This is a genomic window from Synechococcus sp. W60.1, assembly GCF_047461575.1.
Classification (GTDB): Bacteria; Cyanobacteriota; Cyanobacteriia; order Thermostichales; family Thermostichaceae; genus Thermostichus.
The window spans coordinates 59,832-76,100 of record NZ_JANSHL010000008.1 but is presented as its reverse complement, the minus strand read 5'-3'; the positions used below and the strand labels follow the sequence as shown (position 1 = coordinate 76,100).

Below are 16,269 nucleotides of genomic sequence, written 5' to 3'. Positions count from 1 at the left end.
ATCCCGGCCATGAACCCCGTCTTTCTGGACTCTGAGCGCGGCTATCTCTTGAACATTCCTCTGGGCGAGCGCTGGCGCGTTGGTCGGCGGTTAGTGGAATTGGGGATCCCGGCGATTTGTACAGGAGATGGTCGTCTGCGGGTGGAGGTGAGTACTCCATTGGCTGTTCTACAGGTGCGCAGTGTGATCCGTCAGCACACAGCGCGGCGACAGGAGTTATTGGATGGCCTAGAGGTTTGTTGGCAGCTCAACACGGAGGCTGGGGGTCAAGATGAGCAAGTTCCCTAAGCAAGGAATCCCGTTTGAGTCGGAGGGCCAGTTTTTGGGATTTCTTCCCGATAAAGACGGCAAGCTCAAGTACCTGCGTTGGCAAGCCGGAGCGGACGTTTTTTCCGGCAAGATCCCCAAGCCCCTGCGTTCTGCCCTTTACCGCACCCTCAAACCTGGCGATGCGGTGCAGATCTCGGGGGAGCGAGAAGTGGATCTGCACAAAGGGCGAGAAAAATGGGTGCTTTACCGGGTGGTTCCCCTCGGAGAGAAGGCGGAGGGTATGTCTTTGACGACAGCTCCAGCTTCCGGGGGTGAGACGGAGCCGGTTGTCCCAAAGGTCAAAGGTAAGGTGCTGGTCTGCCAGAAATCCGACTGTTATCGGCGTGGGGCCGGAGCGGTGATGCAAGCCCTGAACGCCCACTTGGCCGCCTACTCTGGTTCGATTTGCGTGCAGGGGGTGGGCTGCATGAAAGATTGCAAACGGGGCCCCCATGTGGTGTTTATGCCCGACAAAGCCCGTTATAGCGGCGTTTCCCCCCAGGGGATCCCGGCTTTGTTGGAGCGGCATTTTCCGCTTTCCTCGCCGCAACCCCAAGAGGTTGAAGCAGCAGCTTCTTCCTAACGCCCATGGGATCCCCACCGGCGAACAGCTCTGTGAGGTAGGCACAAAATCAAAGGGTGCAGCAGGAGTTTTCCAGCAAACCTAGGCGGAGCGAGATCCGGATTGCCGGGTGGTACAAAGGATCCCTCCTGTGTGATGCTACAGACAGAGGCAGGCTAGGGGAGGGAACAAACCTTGCGGGTGGGGATCATCGGCACCGGCTACGCAGCTCGCTCACGGGCCGAGGCCTTGCGCAAAGATGGGCAAGTGCAGATTGTCGCTGTTGCCGGTCGAGCTCCCGACCGGAGCGATGCTTTTGCCGCCGAGTTGGGGGCCGTCGCCTATTCGGACTGGTCTTCTCTGTTGGGCGAGCAGCGGCTGGATCTGGTTTTTGTCAGCACCATCAATCGGGATCATGCCGCCATTGCCCGTGCTGCTCTGGAGGCAGGGATCCACACCGTCGTGGAATATCCCCTCGCCCTCAGCGCTGCCGAAGCGCGTTCCTTGGTGCAATTGGCAGCCGAGCGGCAAGTGCTGCTGCACGTCGAACACATCGAGCTAATTAGCGGCGTTCACCGGTTGCTGAAACAAGAGCTGGAAGGGTTGGGCAAGCTGTTTGCCGTTCGCTACATCACTCTCACCGCCACCCACCCCGCCCCCGATCGCTGGACCTATCGGCCTGAGTTGTTTGGCTTCCCCCTCATGGGGGCCGTTTCTCGCATCCACCGCTTGGTGGACTTGTTGGGCAGGGTAGAACGGGTGAGCTGCCAACTGCGCTACGACGGGCCGGATCTGCCCCACCGCTACAGCAGTTGCTACTGCACAGCCCAGCTGAGTTTTGCCAGTGGGTTGCTGGCGGTGTTGACCTATGGCAAGGGGGATTCCCTGTGGTGCTCGCAGCGGCTACTGGAGTTCCACGGTCAACGGGGGGGCCTATTGATCAACGGCGAAGAGGCAACGTTGCTGCGGCCCGGCAGCGCCCACCCTCTAGAGACGGGATCCCGCCACGGCCTGTTCGAGCAAGACACCCGCATGGTGCTGGATCACCTGCGCCACGGCAGACCCCTCTATATCCATACTGAAAACATGCTCCACGCCCTGGCGGTGGCCGAGGCAGCCGAGCGATCTGCCCAAACCCAGCAGGTGGTTTGCGTTCAGGATTGGCCCTAAGGGAAGTCCCTCTCCCCTTGAGAGAGGGGAGCTACGCAATGGGGAGTTTCACTGGGATGTTATGGTCATTTCAGGTTAAGGTGAGACGCCTGGGCTGCTGATCGCGCCAGCGGGACGGAGTCCTTGAAAAGCCCTATAGCCTGCTGCACTCAGAGTTTTAGGTGTGGGTGCAGTGCCCTAGGTTGTGTTGATCTTTCATTTGAGCCAAAAGAGAGCACTGACGAGATAGAGAAAACTCAAGAAGTTCCTGGCCAATTTGTCAAAACGAGAAAATAGATGCCGGTACTGCTTTAACTTATGAAAAAAGCATTCGATTAAATGCCTCTCTTGATACAGATGCTTGTCATAATGCCGCTGCGTCTTTCTATTCCTTTTAGGTGGAATAACCGCTTGAGCTTCCCCTATCTTCTTAATCAACTTATCCGCATCATATCCTTTATCCCCAATTACTTTGGTATCCTTTCTCTGCCAGCCCTCTATCAATTCTTCCCCTTGAGTAATATCGCTCTTTTCTCCGCCAGTTATTCTCAATTCCAGCGGATTTCCCAACCCATCTACACTCACATGAATCTTGGTGCTGTATCCGCCTCGGCTTCTCCCCAAAGCTTGCTCCCCTTTTTTCCGGCAGCACAGGAGTGCGCTCGAACCGTGGTTGAATCAATAATGAGATGCTCTAAATCAGGGTCGTCAATAAAATACTTGAACATCCGTTCCCACACTCCAACACGACTCCACCGGTGAAATCTTTGATAGATGGTGTACCATTTGCCATATCCTTCTGGGAGGTAGCGCCAAGGAGCACCGGAACGGGCTATCCAAAGAACTGCTTCAATAAACTGTTTGCAGTTTGCTTCTTTCCCAATGTTAACTCTCTCTTCTGTCTGTAAAAAAGCTAATATCTTCTGCCATTTGTTTTCATCTAAAAAAACCAACTTCATCCTCTTTCCTCTATAAATTACTCTCTCTATCCTAACATAAGATCAACACGACCTAGTTTAATTGAAATGACCATACTGGCAATACAGGGATCCCTGAAAATAGACAGGATGGCGGGGAGGGCTAGTCATGATTGAGGCGGGGGCAAGCGTCTTGAGGCGGATGTTGGGCGTCTACGGCAGCTCTAAGATGGGCGTTCTGCTGCTGTTGGGGTTTTCTTCGGGTTTGCCGCTGCTGCTGATCAACACCACCTTGAATGCTTGGCTGACCCAAGCGGGCTTGACCACCATTGCCATCGGCTTGTTTAACCTGCTCAATTTGCCCTACTCCTTTAAGTTCTTGTGGTCGCCTGTTCTGGATCGATTTCTGTTGCCGGCACCGGGATCCCTGCGGGGCAGTCGGCGGCGGGGGTGGATGGCCCTGACCCAGGTGCTGTTGCTGCTCAGCATAGGGCTACTGGGTTTTCAGGATCCGACCCAAACCTGGCTGGAAGCCTTGGGATGGGAAGAGCTGTCCCAGACTTGGCCGGGCATCACAGTTTTCACCCGCCCGATCTTTCTGGTGGGGTTGCTGGTGGCTTTTTTGAGCGCCTCTCAGGACATCGCGGTGGACGCTTACCGTACCGATATCTTGGCAGAGCGGGAGATGGGGGCAGGGGTAGCCATTTTCGTATTCGGCTACCGCATCGCGCTGTTGGTCAGCAGTGGCGTGAGCTTGATCTTGGCGGACTATTTGCCCTGGTGGCAGGTGTACGGGATCATGGCGCTGCTGATGTTGATCGGGTTGATTACCTCGTTTTTGGCCCCTGAGCCGGAAAACAGCGCCCTCAAGCCTACCTCTTTGCGGTCGGCCATCATCGAGCCATTTCAATCTTTCTGGCGGCACCGCTTGGCCTGGGCGATCCTGCTGTTTGTGGTCTGCTTCAAGTTGCCGGATAGCTTGGCAGGGCAAATGACCCCCACATTTTTGTTGCAGACGGGGTTTAGCACCAGCGATCTGGGCATTATCCGCAGTTGGATAGGCTTGTTGGCCACCTTGGCTGGGGCTTTTGTGGGGGGGGAGTGGGTCAGCCGCATCGGCACCTACCGCTGTCTGTTCATTTTCGCAGCCTTGCAAGGGATCGGCAATTTGGGCCTGGGAGCGATTGGGTTGGTGGGGCAAAACTATCCGCTGCTGCTGGGGGCAACCATTTTCGACAACATGGCCGGGGGCATGGGCACGGCTGCTTTTCTGGCTTTTTTGATGAGCCTCTGCGACCGGCAATTTAGTGCCACCCAGTATGCTTTGCTCACCAGTGTATTTGCCGTGGGGGGAACCTTGGCCGGGGCTGTGTCAGGCTATTTGGCGGCTGCGGTCAATTGGCCTTTGTTTTATCTGATCACGGCGATGACAGCCGCTCCGGCAATGGTGATCCTGCTGTGGCTCGGCCCCCCTTCATCGACTGCAGCCCTGGCCACGGCTGCAAAAGGGGAAGCCTCTGAACCGTAGCTGCCCCTCCAGCCGTCTGTGTCTACCGTTGGCCTTTCCACCCCATGGTGGCGAATGAGCAGCCCGTTATCTCTGCCCTGCTTTCTTCGCTGCTGACGGTAGCCTTGCCTTGAACGCAACGGGGATGGTTGCCTACAGCGCAGCCCCGATTTTGGCCGCCAGATCCACCAGCCGCGCGGCATAGCCGTACTCGTTGTCGTACCAGGAGAGTACCTTTACTGTGCGATCCCCTAAGGTCAGGGTGGATCCCAAATCCACAATGGAAGAGTGGGGATCCCCGACGATATCCGCCGAGACGATCTCCGGTGGAGCAATGGCCAGGATGCCGCGCAGCGGGCCTTCTGCAGCCTCGATAAAGGCTTGGTTGACTGCTTCTTTGGTGATGGGCTGCTCGGTACGCACCACAAAGTCCACGATCGAGCCCGTCAGGGTGGGTACCCGCAACGCCAGGCCATCCATCTTTCCTCTCAGGGCGGGCAAAACCTCGGCCACTGCCGTGGCGGCCCCGGTGGTGGAAGGCACAATCGACACTGCTGCTGAGCGGCCCCGCCGATAATCTTTGGGATCCGGGCGATCCACAATTGCCTGGGTGGCGGTATAGGCATGGCAAGTGGTGAGAAAGCCGGTCTCGATGCCGAAGCGATCCAACAAGACCTTAGCCAGCGGCGCCAAGCAATTGGTGGTGCAGGAAGCATTGGAGACGATGTGATGCCGCTCCGGGTCGTATTGGTCGTCGTTGACCCCCATCACCACCGTCAAGTCGGGGCCTTTGGCGGGAGCAGAGATGATCACCTTTTTGGCCCCGGCTTCCAGGTGTTTGGCCGCCCCCTCTCGTTTGGTGAACAAGCCGGTTGATTCCACCACCAGGTCAACTAGATCTTTCCAGGGCAGTTGCGCCGGATCCCGCTCTGCCAAAACCCGGACTTTCAGGTGGTTGCCGATTTGCAGATGCCCGTCCACCGCGCTCACGGTTTGGGGAAGGCGCCCATAGGCCGAGTCGAACTGGAGCAGATAGGCCAAGTTGTCGGGTTCGGTCAGGTCATTGACTGCTACCACCTCCAGCTCCCGAGCTGGCTGAGACAGCAGCACCCGCAAGAAGGCCCGCCCAATGCGACCAAATCCGTTGATGGCTACCCGTGTGGTCATCGCAATCCTCCAGTGTCAGTTCATACCGTGGGTCGAGGGACGCGGCATGGGAGACGCTACCCCCTATGGATAGGGTAGAAGAAGAACGGGATCCACATCGCCTTTGCACCCAAGATCTCCAGATTTGCCACTGGGACTTGCAAAAGGACTCACCCAAGAAGTTGCCGGCAGAAGGGAAAAGTAGGAATGAAGGTATTGCTGACCAACGATGACGGCATCGAGGCTGCCGGGCTGGCCAACCTCAAGTTGGCCCTCAACTCTCTCATCCCGGAAGAACACTGTTGGATTGTGGCCCCCCACCAACCGATTTCCGGCTGCAGCCACCAGGTGACAACGGGGCGACCTTTTCGAGCCTTGGCCCGCGGCGAGCGCACCTTTGCCGTCGAGGGATCCCCTGCCGACTGTGTGCGGGTGGCCCTATTCAAGCTGGCCCCAGCGGTGGATTGGGTGCTTTCCGGTATCAACGAGGGGGGAAATCTTGGATCGGATGTGTATCTGTCGGGAACGGTGGCGGCGGTACGGGAAGCAGCGATGCGCGGGATCCCGGGAATTGCCATTTCCCAATACCGAGCAGGGGGCCAACCCATCGACTGGGAGCAAGCCCAGCGGTGGACGCGGGAAATCTTGGCGGAGCTGATGGAACAACCCCTGCCCAGGGGGGCGTTTTGGAATGTGAACCTGCCTCACTTGCCCGCCGGATCCCCTCTGCCGGAGCGGGTCTATTGTCCCCTCTGCACCCAACCCCTGCCGCTCGATTATGCAGTGGAAGCAGAGGGAAATGGGGCAGAGTCGCTGTGGTTTCGCTATCAGGGCCGCTATGCGGAGCGCGCTCGGGATCCCCAAACCGATACCGACATCTGCTTCTCCGGTCGGGTGGCCATCACCCAAGTGCAACTGGCCTCAGGCGTTTCCGCTGGGGGGGGTAGAAGCCAGGTTGCGGGCAATGGTTCTCAGCCGTTGCAGCCGTAGCGCCGTCAGGATAGATGCTTCGCCGCTGTCGCGAACGGTGGGATCCAGCTTCAGAACCTGTTCTATGGCATCTGCCAGGTGTTGAGCGGCCTCCTGTCGGGTGTAGCCGCGAAACTGAGCACGGCGCAGGGCAAATTCATCGGCGTCGAAATGGGCGCTCTCCCGGTTCAGGTTTTGCCAGATCTGCCGGACGGAGAGAGCTGTAATGCCACCTGCCAACAGAGCGGAAAAAGGGTGCTGCAAAGAGAGCTCCGCAACAGTGGTGATGCCCCCCATCAAGGCCAGCGATTGGTAAAACCCCGGCTGCAACCAATTGCGGTTGCCCAGCCATCCCACCTCCCGCAGAAACAACAGATCCCGCTGCGGCTGAGGGATCCCTTGCCAACGGCGAAAATCGATGGCAATTGTGCCCTGGGGCTGCCAAGGGGCTTTGCGGCGGGAGATGAGCAGGGCTTCGCCCCCGAAGTGGGGAACAATGGTAATCAAGGGTCGGAAAGAAGCGGGGAGCAGATCCCGCAACCGTTCGGTTTCTTCTTTTTCGAAGGGTTGGAAATCTGGGCGGCTGGTCATGGCCTCACCTGTTGGGGGGGTTGGGGTGGGGAGCCCGCCTAAAAACAGGCCCTGTTCCGGCCCCCGACACCACAGCCCTGTGTAGAACCAATGCGAGGTTAGTCTATCGCATCTCCAGGCTGGCCGTGGAACTCTATAGGTGGAACCCTGTAGGTTTCAAAGATCCCAATCCTAGGTTGCGTAGACTGGGAAGGCGAGCCTACCCGTCTTACCTACTCGTCTTAAATCCGAGACCATGACCTTCCCAGCTCAGCCAGAACCCCAAGTGCTCCGTACTGCTGACGGGAATGAGCAGAGTATCAACAGCCCCCTTTACACCTACGCCTTCTTCCCGCAGCCAGCTCCAGAACTTTTGCCCTTCATCCGGCAAACCGAGGGGATCCATCGGTCGGTGCAGGTGTTCTCCCCGGCAGGCAGCCGAATTGCCGCTGCTGTGGAGCCGATGCCGGATCCGGAGTCGCTGGAAGTGTCGGATGAGGTGTTGGTGCGTTCTGCCCTGCGCCACGATCAGGTGATCTGCCGGCTGTTCGCCCAGATGCCGGTGCTGCCCCTGCGCTTTGGCACCTGCTTCCTCTCAGCAGAAAAGCTGGGATCCCACCTGCTGTCCCGGCAAGCGGAATACGAACAAGCCCTGGCAGCCATTGGGGGGCGGGCCGAGTATTGTCTCAAAGGAAGGGTTCGACCTCAGCCCCAACCGGAGCCACAGTCCTCCCTGAGCGGAACAGCCTATCTTTTGGCCCGCAAGCAAGCTTATCTCCAGCAACGACAAGCCCAAGAGCAGCAAGAGCAGGAGCAGCAAGCCCTACAGCAGCTTTGGCCTTCCACCTGGCCTGTGCAAAGGGTGGATCCCCAACCGGGAGAGGCCTTGCGGCTCTACTTTTTGCTCACCCCTGCCGAGTGGGAAGCCGCCCTTCAGCTCACCCAAACCTGGCTGGCTCAGCACCCCCATTGGCAACTGGATTGGAGCGCCCCTTTGCCCCCCTATCACTTTGTCCGTGCCTTGCGGGATTCTCTGGCGGACAAGTGTATAGATCCCAACTAAGGACGCCGTCCCGCTAGCGCGAACAAAGTGCTCTGCATGCGGATCATGGTCGCGTTAGCAGAGCGTGGATCCAAGCGTGATAATGGTGAGGGGATCCCGTCCGCTTCCTGTTTGCATTGGCGAGGCGGAGCCCTCACAGGGCAAAGGACTCCGTCCCGCTAACGGGAACAGCAGGCAAAAGGAAGAGTTGTGGTCTAAAGCGCTATGCGCCGCTACCGCGAACGAGTTGGGCTATTGGGGCTGGGCACGGTTGGCACGGGTGTTGTGCAAATTCTGCAGCAACCCCGGCATCCTCTCTTGCAGTCGGTTGAGATTGCGGCGGTGGGGGTGCGCTCTTTGGACAAGCCACGGCAAGTGCGGATCCCGCCTGAGCGCCTGACCACCAATCTGGAGCAAATCGTGTCGGATCCGGAAATCGACGTGGTCATCGAGCTGATGGGGGGCTTGGAGCCGGCCCGCACCTTGATCTTAAAAGCCCTTGACCACGGCAAACCGGTGATCACAGCCAACAAAGCGGTGATCGCCCGCCACGGGGAGGAGATCTTTCAGGCGGCAGCCCAAGCCAAAGTCTCGGTGCTCTTGGAAGCGGCAGTCGGGGGCGGGATCCCGATTCTGCAGCCCTTGCAACAGTCCCTGCAGGCCAGCCACATCCAGGCGGTCTGGGGCATTGTGAACGGCACCACCAACTTCATTCTCAGCCAGATGACCCAGGCGGCCAGCTCATTTGAGGAAGCCCTGGCCCTGGCCCAGGCCCACGGCTACGCCGAAGCGGATCCCAGCGCCGATGTGGAAGGGTGGGATGCCGCCGACAAGATCGCCATTTTGGCCAGCCTTGCTTTCGGGGTGTCTGTGAAGCGGGAAGCCATCCCCTGCGAAGGGATCCGCGGCATCAGCCCCACCGACATTCGCTATGCCCGCGAGTGGGGCTACACCTTCAAGCTCTTGGCCATCGCCCAAAGGGCCAACTCTGGCGGGGAGGCAGCGAAGATGGCTTTGGATATCCGGGTTCACCCCACCCTTCTGCCCTCTACCCACCCCTTGGCCAACATCAACGGTGTGGACAATGCCGTCCTGGTGCAGGGGGATCCTTTGGGGCAGGTGGTGCTGTCGGGGCCGGGGGCGGGGCGGGGGCCGACTGCCAGTGCCGTTGTTGGCGATCTGCTGACCCTGATTGCCCACCGGCAAACGGGGGCTGATGCCCCCAATCCGCTGTGGGGATTCTCCTGCTTCCCCGCTGCCGCCTCTTTGATCCCTCTCTCGGAATTGGAGTCGGAGTTTTACGTGCGGGTGTTGGCTCAGGATCAGCCGGGGGTAATGGGGGCGATTGGCACCTGCTTCGGTCGCCACCGGGTTAGCCTGGAGAGCATTACCCAAAAGGAATGTCACCAAGAGCAGGCGGAGATTGTGATTCTCACCCACACCGTCCGGGAGGCCGACTGCCGGCAGGCGCTGGCCGAGATCCAACAACTGCCCCAGGTAGCCGGGATCCCCAGCCTATTTCGGGTGCTGCGCTAGCTGCGTAGACCCGCGAGCGGCGCAGAGCACATTTGTTTGACCCTTATGAGGATCGGAAAACCCGTTGGAACCCAAAAGATGAACCCTTCTGTTCGCGTTCGCGATAGCGGTGCGGAGCACTTTGGTAGGACGCAGTCCTTGCAGGCTGAGGTGGTGGTGGTGGGGGCGGGCATCAGCGGCCTAACGTTGGCCTTGCGATTACAACAGGGCTTATCCCCCAAGGATGAATCCACCCAGCCGCTGCTCCTGGCCGAGGCCAGCTCCCGCGTGGGGGGCTGTATCTCCACCCAATCCAAAGACAGCTATCGCTGGGAAGAGGGCCCCAACAGCTTTACCCCCGTCCCCGCCCTGCTTAACCTCATTGCCGAGGTGGGCTTGGCGGAGCACCTGGTGCTGGCCGATGCCAAGCTGCCCCGCTACGTTTACTGGGAGAAAGCGCTGCTGCCGGTGCCCCTGAGCCCTTCTGCGGCAATTGGCTCGCGGCTGTTGAGCGTGGGCGGCAAGTTGCGGGCCTTACGTGGGTTGTTGGGGTTTGTCGCGCCACCGCCGGGCAAAGAGGAAACGGTGCGGCAATTCTTCCGGCGGCAACTGGGATCCGAGGTGGTAGAGCGGCTGGTCGAACCTTTCACCTCAGGGGTGTATGCCGGGGATCCGGATCAGCTCAGCGCCTTGGCAGCCTTCCCCCGCATTGCCGGCTTGGAAGAACGCTACGGCAGCCTCTTTGCCGGTGCTGTGCAGGCTTTGCGCAGCCGTTATCGCTACGCGACGCTCCCGCGAACCCGTCACCAGGACAGCGGCAACTCCCCTATCCAACCTCCTCCCAAGCGGGGCCAACTGGGTAACCTGCGGCAGGGGTTGCAGCAGCTACCTGAGGCGATTGCCCAGAAACTGGGCAGTGCGCTGCGGCTGGGCTGGCGGGCTGTGCATCTCAAGCGGGATGAGACGGGCTACCGGGTGGGCTTCGTCATACACGACAGCGGTGCAGAGCACACGGCCCCAGAAGAAATCCACTGGGTGGCGGCTCAACAGGTGGTGCTCGCCCTCCCTGCCTACGCTGCTGCCACCCTCCTGCAGGATCTCAACCCCCAGGCCAGCCGGCTGCTGAGGGAAATCCCCTACCCGCCTGTGGCGGTGGTGGCTTTGGCCTATCCAGAAGAAGCCCTCCCCCAACCGCTGCGAGGGTTTGGCCATCTGATCCCTCGCTCTCAGGGCCTGCGCACCCTGGGCACCATCTGGGCCTCCTCCCTCTTCCCAGAGCGGGCTCCTCAGGGCTATCACTGCCTGATCAGCTTCATCGGGGGAGCTACCGATGCGGCTTTTGCCCGCCAGAAAGGGATCCCGCCCATTACGGCGCTCTCCCCTGACGAGCGGGCCCAAATTGTGCATGCAGAACTCAGCCAGATCCTGCTCACCCGCCCTGTCGAACCCATCCGCCTGGGAGAGCGCCTGTGGCCCCAGGCTATCCCGCAATATACGCTTGGCCACCGGCAGCGGATTGCCCAATTGCAGGCCAGCCTGGCCGACCAAACCCCAGGGGTGTGGGTGTGTGCCAACTACCTGGATGGCGTGGCCTTGGGAGATTGTGTGCGGCGGGCCGAGGCCCTAGCCCAGCAGATCCTGTCCGTCCGGCGTTAGCGGTGCGGTTCCCGTTCGCGTGTAGCAGCATAGAGTGCTGTAGACATAGCAGCATGAGCCATCCCTACACCAGCCTCCTGGTCATCCCCACCGGCATTGGTGCCCGCATCGGTGGTTTTGCCGGGGATGCCCTGCCTGTTGCCCGCACCCTGGCAGCAGCCGCAGAGCGGGTCATTACCCATCCCAACGTGTTAAACGGAGCCAGTTTGTTTTGGCCGATGGGGAACGTGTTGTACGTGGAAGGGTACGGCCTGGATCAGTTCTGTGCGGGGGTGTGGAATTTGCGGCCAGTGCGCCAAAACTGTGTTGGGGTGGTGCTGGATGCCGGGATCCCCCCCGATCTGCAACAACGCCACCTGCAGGTGATGCAGGCTGCTCAGGCCACCTTGGGGCTCAACATTGGCCCCTGGCGCTTGACCCGCCAACCCTTGGGCGTTTCCGTCGGCTTCTCCCCCTCAGGAGCCAGCCAGGGATCCCTGGCCCAGCCTGATGCTCTCTTGGAGACTGCCCAGGAGCTGGTTCGCCTGGGGGCAGAGGCCATTGCCGTGGTGGCCCGCTTTCCGGATGACTTGGACTTCAGCCAGTACGAGCAGGGAAGGGGGGTGGATCCCCTGGCCGGCGTCGAAGCCCTGATCAGCCACCTGGTGGTGCGGGAGTTGCGGATCCCTTGTGCCCATGCCCCCGCTTTCTACCCTGAGACTTTCCCCAAGCCGGTTCACCCCCGCGCTGCTGCTGAAGAGGTGGGGTTTACCTTCTTGCCTTCGGTTTTGGTGGGCCTCAGCTACGCTCCCCAGTTCGTCAAGAGCGGGGATCCCGCCCAACCGGGCGACCTGACAGCAGAGCAGGTGGACAGCGTCATTGCCCCGGCCACTGCCTTTGGGGGGCCTGGCTTGCTGCACCTGGCCAGCCGTTATTGCGGCGCAACGCTGTCGCGACTGCGCCACAATGCTCCGCCGCTGACGCGAACGGACGGAGTCCTTGCCCGTCCTCCGCTTTTCATTGCCGTCGAGGAAAACACCACCGTGATGCAGGTGCATCCCCGCCAGTTGGGGATCCCTCATGTATCGGTAACCTCCTATCTAGAGGCGATTGGAGTGGTGGTGGCCCATCGAGCAGGAGTGGCCTGGTCGTCGCTACGGCTCTCCCCCTCCACCCCGGAAAAGCTGGGATCCCACACTTGCGCCGTTCGCGGTCGCGGTGCGGAGCACTTGAGCGGGACGGAGTCCCAGTAGGCTACCGGTCGCGTTAGCGGGACGGAGTCCATGAGCAGATGGGAGCCGGCAGGGGATCCGCCGGGTTTAGGCCGGCAAACCACTCCGACAGGGCGGCCGGCAAGCAGAGGCCGGGGTTTCCCTCGATGTGCAGCCGCTCCAGTCGGGGCAGTTCTGCCAAAAAGGTCGGCAGTTCTCCCGTGAATTGGTTACGTGCCAGGCGCAGATCCCGTAACTGATTCAGCTGAGCCAGCTCGGGGGGCAGGGATCCGCTGAGGCGATTGTCCGACAGGTAGAGGTTTTCCAGGTGGCGCAGTTGCCCCAGTTGGGGGGGAATAGGCCCAGAGAGCTGATTGCGATCCAAAAACAGGCCCTTGAGGGAGCTCATCTGGCCCAGTTGGCCGGGAAGGGTGCCGCTGCGGCGGTTGTTTTGCAGGATGAGGTTTTCCAGGTGGCGCAGTTGCCCCAGCTGGGGGGGAATAGGCCCAGAGAGCTGGTTTGTGATCCAAAAACAGGCCGCGCAGGTTGCGCAGCTGCCCCAGCTCGGATGGGATGGAGCCGGAGAATTCGTTGTAGTCGAGAAACAGGTTTTCCAACTGGCTGAGTTGCCCCAGCTCGGGCGGCAGGGGGCCGGAAAGTTGGTTGTGGCTGAGGGACAAGGCTCGCAACCGGCGAAATTGGCCTATTTCGGGCGGCAAGGAGCCGCTCAACCCCTGGCGATCCAACACCAGTTGGACAAGACACTGATCCGGATCAAAAAGGGCCACCTCCTCTACCTTCACCTCCGGACGGCCCAGAGCTGCCAAGATCTGCCGCAGCAAGAGGGGATCCCGACAAAGGGGAGCAGACCAGGCCCCCATCCCCCAGCTCAGCCAAACCCAGATCGCCAACAGGCCCACCGCCCACCTCTCGTGCCGAGCCATTCCCCTCTGCTGCTTCATCCCTGCTCTCCAAAGGATCTTTGCCAAGGTAGCATCCTACTCCGTCCCGCCTCCGCCGGGGTTGTTGCTATGGGCAGGGGAACCGCGACGTAGAAGAGTTCTGGCCCGGAACCGGCTAAGGGCTCCGTCCCGCTAGCGCGAACAGCTACACTGAAAAGCCGATGACCTCCTCTTCGGCAAACCTCCATGGCCAGGATCAACGACCACTTCCTCAAGCTCAAGACCGGCTATCTCTTTCCCGAGATCGCCCGGCGGGTGCAGGCTTTTGCCACCGCCCATCCCGAAGCTCAAATTATCAAAATGGGCATTGGCGATGTCACCGAGCCGCTGCCGGAAGCCTGTCGAACGGCCATGATCCGGGCGGTGGAGGAAATGGGGGAACGGGCCACCTTTCGCGGCTATGGGCCAGAGCAGGGCTACGAGTGGCTGCGCCAGGCCATTGCCCGGCACGACTTCCAGGCCCGCAACTGCGATATCGACGCTTCCGAGATCTTCGTCTCCGATGGCTCCAAGTGCGATTGCGGCAACATCCTGGATATCCTCGGCCACGACAACACCATCGCCATCACGGATCCTGTCTATCCGGTTTATGTGGACACCAACGTGATGGCGGGCCATACGGGGCCGGCCAACGAACGCGGCGAATACGAGGGCCTGGTCTATCTGCCCATCACTGCCGAAAATCACTTCACCGCCAGCCTGCCCAGCCAAAAGGTGGATGTGATCTACCTCTGCTTCCCCAATAACCCCACAGGCGCAGTGGCCACACGGGAGCATCTGCAAAACTGGGTGGACTATGCCCGTGCCCACGGCTCCCTGATCCTGTTCGATGCCGCCTACGAAGCCTATATCACCGAGCCCGGGATCCCCCACTCCATTTACGAGATTCCAGGGGCGCGGGAATGTGCCATCGAGTTCCGCTCCTTTTCCAAAACCGCTGGGTTTACCGGCACCCGCTGTGCCTTTACGGTGGTGCCCAAGTCTTTGCGGGGGCAAGCTGCCGATGGATCCTGGGTGGATCTGTGGAGCTTGTGGTATCGCCGTCAATCCACCAAGTTCAACGGGGTGTCCTACATTGTGCAGCGGGGGGCGGAGGCGGTCTATTCCGAAGCGGGGCAAGCGCAGGTGCAAGGTCTGGTGCAGTTTTACCTGGAAAATGCCCGCATCATTCGCCAGCAGTTGGCCGAAGTGGGGATCCAAGTCTATGGCGGCGTGAATGCCCCCTACGTCTGGGTGAAAACACCCGATGGGCTGAGCAGTTGGGAGTTTTTTGACAAGCTGCTGCACACCTGCCATGTGGTGGGTACCCCTGGCTCTGGCTTCGGCAGCGCCGGAGAGGGCTATCTGCGCCTGTCCGCTTTCAACAGCCGCGCCAACGTGGAAGAGGCAATGCGCCGCATTGGCAGCGTGTTTGCGGGGGCTGGAGCCGTTGGTTAATTGAGTCTTGACCCAGAGGGCGAGGATTCTTTCAAGCGCTCCCCGCCGCCAGAGGCGAACAGCTTGGGCCCGACAGGAAAGATGACGAACCAGTCGGCGATACCGCCGCGAACCCTTTTGCCTGCAACGCAGCAACTGGGCCAGCTTCCCCTTCGGCTTTCCGGGTACTGCCGCTTCGACTGCAGCTCGTAAACTACCCGGCTCCGACCGCTAAGCGGTACGGAGCGGGCTTTCAGTAGCCCTGAGCCTGTTCTGCTCTACCAGAGAACAAAACAAGCCCGGACCTCTAGGCTGGTTTACGACAGCCCCCAAGAGCGCAATCACATTCGCACCATTCAAATCCGCATCCCCTTCCCATCCACAGTGCCCACACTTGAACGACTTGCCACTGCGGTAGGATTGCGCAGGGTCGGGATGGATGTGCAAACACTTGTGGCAGGTCTGCGACGTGTAGGCGGGCGGCACAAGAATCAGAGAAACCCCTGCAACCCTCGCCTTGTATTCCAGAAATTGACGTAGTTGGTAGAACGCCCAACTGTTGGCCCTGCGCCGCTCGGCTTTGCTGCGTGGCTGTTGATTGACTCTTTTCCGGATCCCTGTCAGGTCTTCCAGGGCAATAGCGCTGTTTGTGGTCTTTGCCCTAGAGACAATAGCTTTGGAGATGCGATGATTGACCCACGTTTGAAAGCGTCTCTCCTTGCCAGACAGCCGTTGCAACAGTTCTCTGCATCTGCGCCGCGAACTGCGGGTGCCCTTACTGGCCTTGCGCTGAAGAGACGCTCTTAACCGACAGTAGTGATCTCGGACTTTGTTCAGCTGCTGTCCATTCCAGTTGTCTCCTTCGGAGGTATGTGCAATGTCTCGCCGTCCCAGGTCAACACCAATCACCTTGTCGGTGTTCTGTTGCTTGGGGGGCTCTGCCTCGACACAAATCTGGATGGAGTAGGAGCCGTCCTTCCGCTGGACTAGGGTGGCCGATTTGGGGTTAGAGCCAGCCAGCATTCCCCTCTGGTAGTTGCCAATGGCTAGCTCAAAGCGTTCTCTTCCATCAACCGTGGCAAGCGACACTGTCCAGTCTTTCTCGCGAAACGAGAAGATACGTGCATCGTAGGTAACGAACCTACGCTTGAACTCTTTAACTGGACGGTTGCGCTGTCTCGCCACTTTGCGAGCGCCTGCCACCCGTCTGCAGACCTGCTGGGCCAGATTACTGGACAAGCCAAACCGAGCGCGAATCTGGTAATAGCAAAGGGATTGGAGTTTGACTGCGTTGACTACTTTTTCTGGTGTGTTTTGGTTGACCCAGTTCAACGCCTGCACAAAGGCATCCATTGTCGC

At 59.9% G+C, this 16,269-nt stretch carries 15 protein-coding genes and 1 pseudogene; 10 read left to right on the top strand and 6 right to left on the bottom strand.

The window, feature by feature from the left end; all coding sequences use genetic code 11:
* Window positions 1-9 precede the first annotated feature (9 nt).
* The 3 genes from NW805_RS08830 to NW805_RS08820 all read left to right on the top strand — a co-directional run bounded on the left by NW805_RS08830 (window position 10) and on the right by NW805_RS08820 (window position 2,041).
* Entirely contained in the window at window positions 10-288 is a 279-nt protein-coding gene (locus NW805_RS08830) for an Asr1405/Asl0597 family protein (protein ID WP_414422274.1), read from the top strand.
* Window positions 272-892, top strand: a complete 621-nt coding sequence (locus NW805_RS08825) for a (2Fe-2S) ferredoxin domain-containing protein (RefSeq protein ID WP_414422273.1) — start codon at window positions 272-274, stop codon at window positions 890-892. The genes NW805_RS08830 and NW805_RS08825 overlap by 17 nt, the downstream gene beginning before the upstream one ends.
* 180 nt (window positions 893-1,072) lie before the next feature.
* Window positions 1,073-2,041: a Gfo/Idh/MocA family protein gene (locus tag NW805_RS08820; protein ID WP_238376973.1), complete on the top strand. Its 969-nt coding sequence runs from the start codon at window positions 1,073-1,075 to the stop codon at window positions 2,039-2,041.
* Window positions 2,042-2,236: 195 nt separating this feature from the next.
* Here the strand turns inward: NW805_RS08820 and NW805_RS08815 are convergent.
* Window positions 2,237-2,979, bottom strand: a protein-coding gene (locus NW805_RS08815; protein ID WP_414421590.1) for an IS5-like element ISSoc13 family transposase whose coding sequence is annotated in 2 segments (ribosomal slippage) — window positions 2,237-2,661 and window positions 2,661-2,979 — 744 coding nt in all. Because the reading frame shifts where the segments join, the coding sequence is not laid out codon by codon here.
* A gap of 187 nt (window positions 2,980-3,166) precedes the next feature.
* On the opposite strand from NW805_RS08815, the gene NW805_RS08810 reads away from it, so the two are divergent.
* Complete coding sequence (locus NW805_RS08810; protein WP_414422272.1) at window positions 3,167-4,465, top strand: AmpG family muropeptide MFS transporter; 1,299 nt, start codon at window positions 3,167-3,169, stop codon at window positions 4,463-4,465.
* Window positions 4,466-4,597: 132 nt separating this feature from the next.
* Here NW805_RS08810 and gap read toward each other — a convergent pair whose 3' ends face one another.
* On the bottom strand, window positions 4,598-5,611 hold the full coding sequence (gap, locus tag NW805_RS08805) for a type I glyceraldehyde-3-phosphate dehydrogenase (protein WP_414422271.1): 1,014 nt from the start codon (window positions 5,609-5,611) through the stop codon (window positions 4,598-4,600).
* A gap of 186 nt (window positions 5,612-5,797) precedes the next feature.
* On the opposite strand from gap, the gene surE reads away from it, so the two are divergent.
* Window positions 5,798-6,580 (top strand): 5'/3'-nucleotidase SurE, encoded by a 783-nt coding sequence (surE, locus tag NW805_RS08800; RefSeq protein ID WP_414342104.1) that lies wholly within the window; start codon window positions 5,798-5,800, stop codon window positions 6,578-6,580.
* On the opposite strand, the gene NW805_RS08795 is transcribed toward surE, so the two are convergent.
* Complete coding sequence (locus NW805_RS08795) at window positions 6,512-7,150, bottom strand: DUF3318 domain-containing protein (protein WP_414422270.1); 639 nt, start codon at window positions 7,148-7,150, stop codon at window positions 6,512-6,514. The two genes, surE and NW805_RS08795, sit on opposite strands and share 69 nt — an antisense overlap.
* A 235-nt stretch (window positions 7,151-7,385) precedes the next feature.
* Here NW805_RS08795 and NW805_RS08790 point away from each other — a divergent pair, with 235 nt between their 5' ends.
* From NW805_RS08790 to NW805_RS08775, 4 genes are all read left to right on the top strand, one after another.
* Window positions 7,386-8,192, top strand: coding sequence for a GvpL/GvpF family gas vesicle protein (locus NW805_RS08790; RefSeq protein WP_414422269.1), 807 nt, complete (start codon window positions 7,386-7,388; stop codon window positions 8,190-8,192).
* A gap of 204 nt (window positions 8,193-8,396) precedes the next feature.
* On the top strand, window positions 8,397-9,707 hold the full coding sequence (locus tag NW805_RS08785; RefSeq protein ID WP_011433040.1) for a homoserine dehydrogenase: 1,311 nt from the start codon (window positions 8,397-8,399) through the stop codon (window positions 9,705-9,707).
* Window positions 9,708-9,785: 78 nt separating this feature from the next.
* Window positions 9,786-11,342 carry a protoporphyrinogen oxidase gene (hemG, locus tag NW805_RS08780; RefSeq protein WP_414422268.1) on the top strand — a complete coding sequence of 519 codons (1,557 nt, stop codon included), beginning with the start codon at window positions 9,786-9,788 and terminating at the stop codon, window positions 11,340-11,342.
* A gap of 53 nt (window positions 11,343-11,395) precedes the next feature.
* The gene (locus NW805_RS08775; protein WP_414422267.1) at window positions 11,396-12,574 is read left to right on the top strand and encodes a DUF3326 domain-containing protein; all 1,179 of its coding nucleotides are present in this window, start codon (window positions 11,396-11,398) and stop codon (window positions 12,572-12,574) included.
* A gap of 13 nt (window positions 12,575-12,587) precedes the next feature.
* Here NW805_RS08775 and NW805_RS08770 read toward each other — a convergent pair whose 3' ends face one another.
* Window positions 12,588-12,950: a hypothetical protein gene (locus NW805_RS08770; RefSeq protein ID WP_414422300.1), complete on the bottom strand. Its 363-nt coding sequence runs from the start codon at window positions 12,948-12,950 to the stop codon at window positions 12,588-12,590.
* Window positions 12,951-13,185: 235 nt separating this feature from the next.
* A pseudogene (locus NW805_RS08765) lies at window positions 13,186-13,413 on the bottom strand (hypothetical protein); the annotation flags it as partial.
* A gap of 267 nt (window positions 13,414-13,680) precedes the next feature.
* Here NW805_RS08765 and NW805_RS08760 point away from each other — a divergent pair.
* Complete coding sequence (locus NW805_RS08760) at window positions 13,681-14,931, top strand: LL-diaminopimelate aminotransferase (protein ID WP_011433036.1); 1,251 nt, start codon at window positions 13,681-13,683, stop codon at window positions 14,929-14,931.
* Window positions 14,932-15,141: 210 nt separating this feature from the next.
* Here NW805_RS08760 and NW805_RS08755 read toward each other — a convergent pair.
* On the bottom strand, window positions 15,142-16,269 hold a 1,128-nt coding region (locus NW805_RS08755), incomplete at its 5' end, for an RNA-guided endonuclease InsQ/TnpB family protein (protein ID WP_414422266.1).

What these genes read in the sequence shown, in the direction of transcription:
- NW805_RS08830 (WP_414422274.1), top strand. Translation starts at nt 10, where the DNA reads ATGAACCCCGTCTTTCTGGACTCTGAGCGCGGCTATCTCTTGAACATT.
- NW805_RS08825 (WP_414422273.1), top strand. Translation starts at nt 272, where the DNA reads ATGAGCAAGTTCCCTAAGCAAGGAATCCCGTTTGAGTCGGAGGGCCAG.
- NW805_RS08810 (WP_414422272.1), top strand. Translation starts at nt 3,167, where the DNA reads ATGGGCGTTCTGCTGCTGTTGGGGTTTTCTTCGGGTTTGCCGCTGCTG.
- gap (WP_414422271.1), bottom strand. Translation starts at nt 5,611, where the DNA reads ATGACCACACGGGTAGCCATCAACGGATTTGGTCGCATTGGGCGGGCC.
- surE (WP_414342104.1), top strand. Translation starts at nt 5,798, where the DNA reads ATGAAGGTATTGCTGACCAACGATGACGGCATCGAGGCTGCCGGGCTG.
- NW805_RS08795 (WP_414422270.1), bottom strand. Translation starts at nt 7,150, where the DNA reads ATGACCAGCCGCCCAGATTTCCAACCCTTCGAAAAAGAAGAAACCGAA.
- NW805_RS08790 (WP_414422269.1), top strand. Translation starts at nt 7,386, where the DNA reads ATGACCTTCCCAGCTCAGCCAGAACCCCAAGTGCTCCGTACTGCTGAC.
- NW805_RS08785 (WP_011433040.1), top strand. Translation starts at nt 8,397, where the DNA reads ATGCGCCGCTACCGCGAACGAGTTGGGCTATTGGGGCTGGGCACGGTT.
- hemG (WP_414422268.1), top strand. Translation starts at nt 9,786, where the DNA reads ATGAACCCTTCTGTTCGCGTTCGCGATAGCGGTGCGGAGCACTTTGGT.
- NW805_RS08775 (WP_414422267.1), top strand. Translation starts at nt 11,396, where the DNA reads ATGAGCCATCCCTACACCAGCCTCCTGGTCATCCCCACCGGCATTGGT.
- NW805_RS08760 (WP_011433036.1), top strand. Translation starts at nt 13,681, where the DNA reads ATGGCCAGGATCAACGACCACTTCCTCAAGCTCAAGACCGGCTATCTC.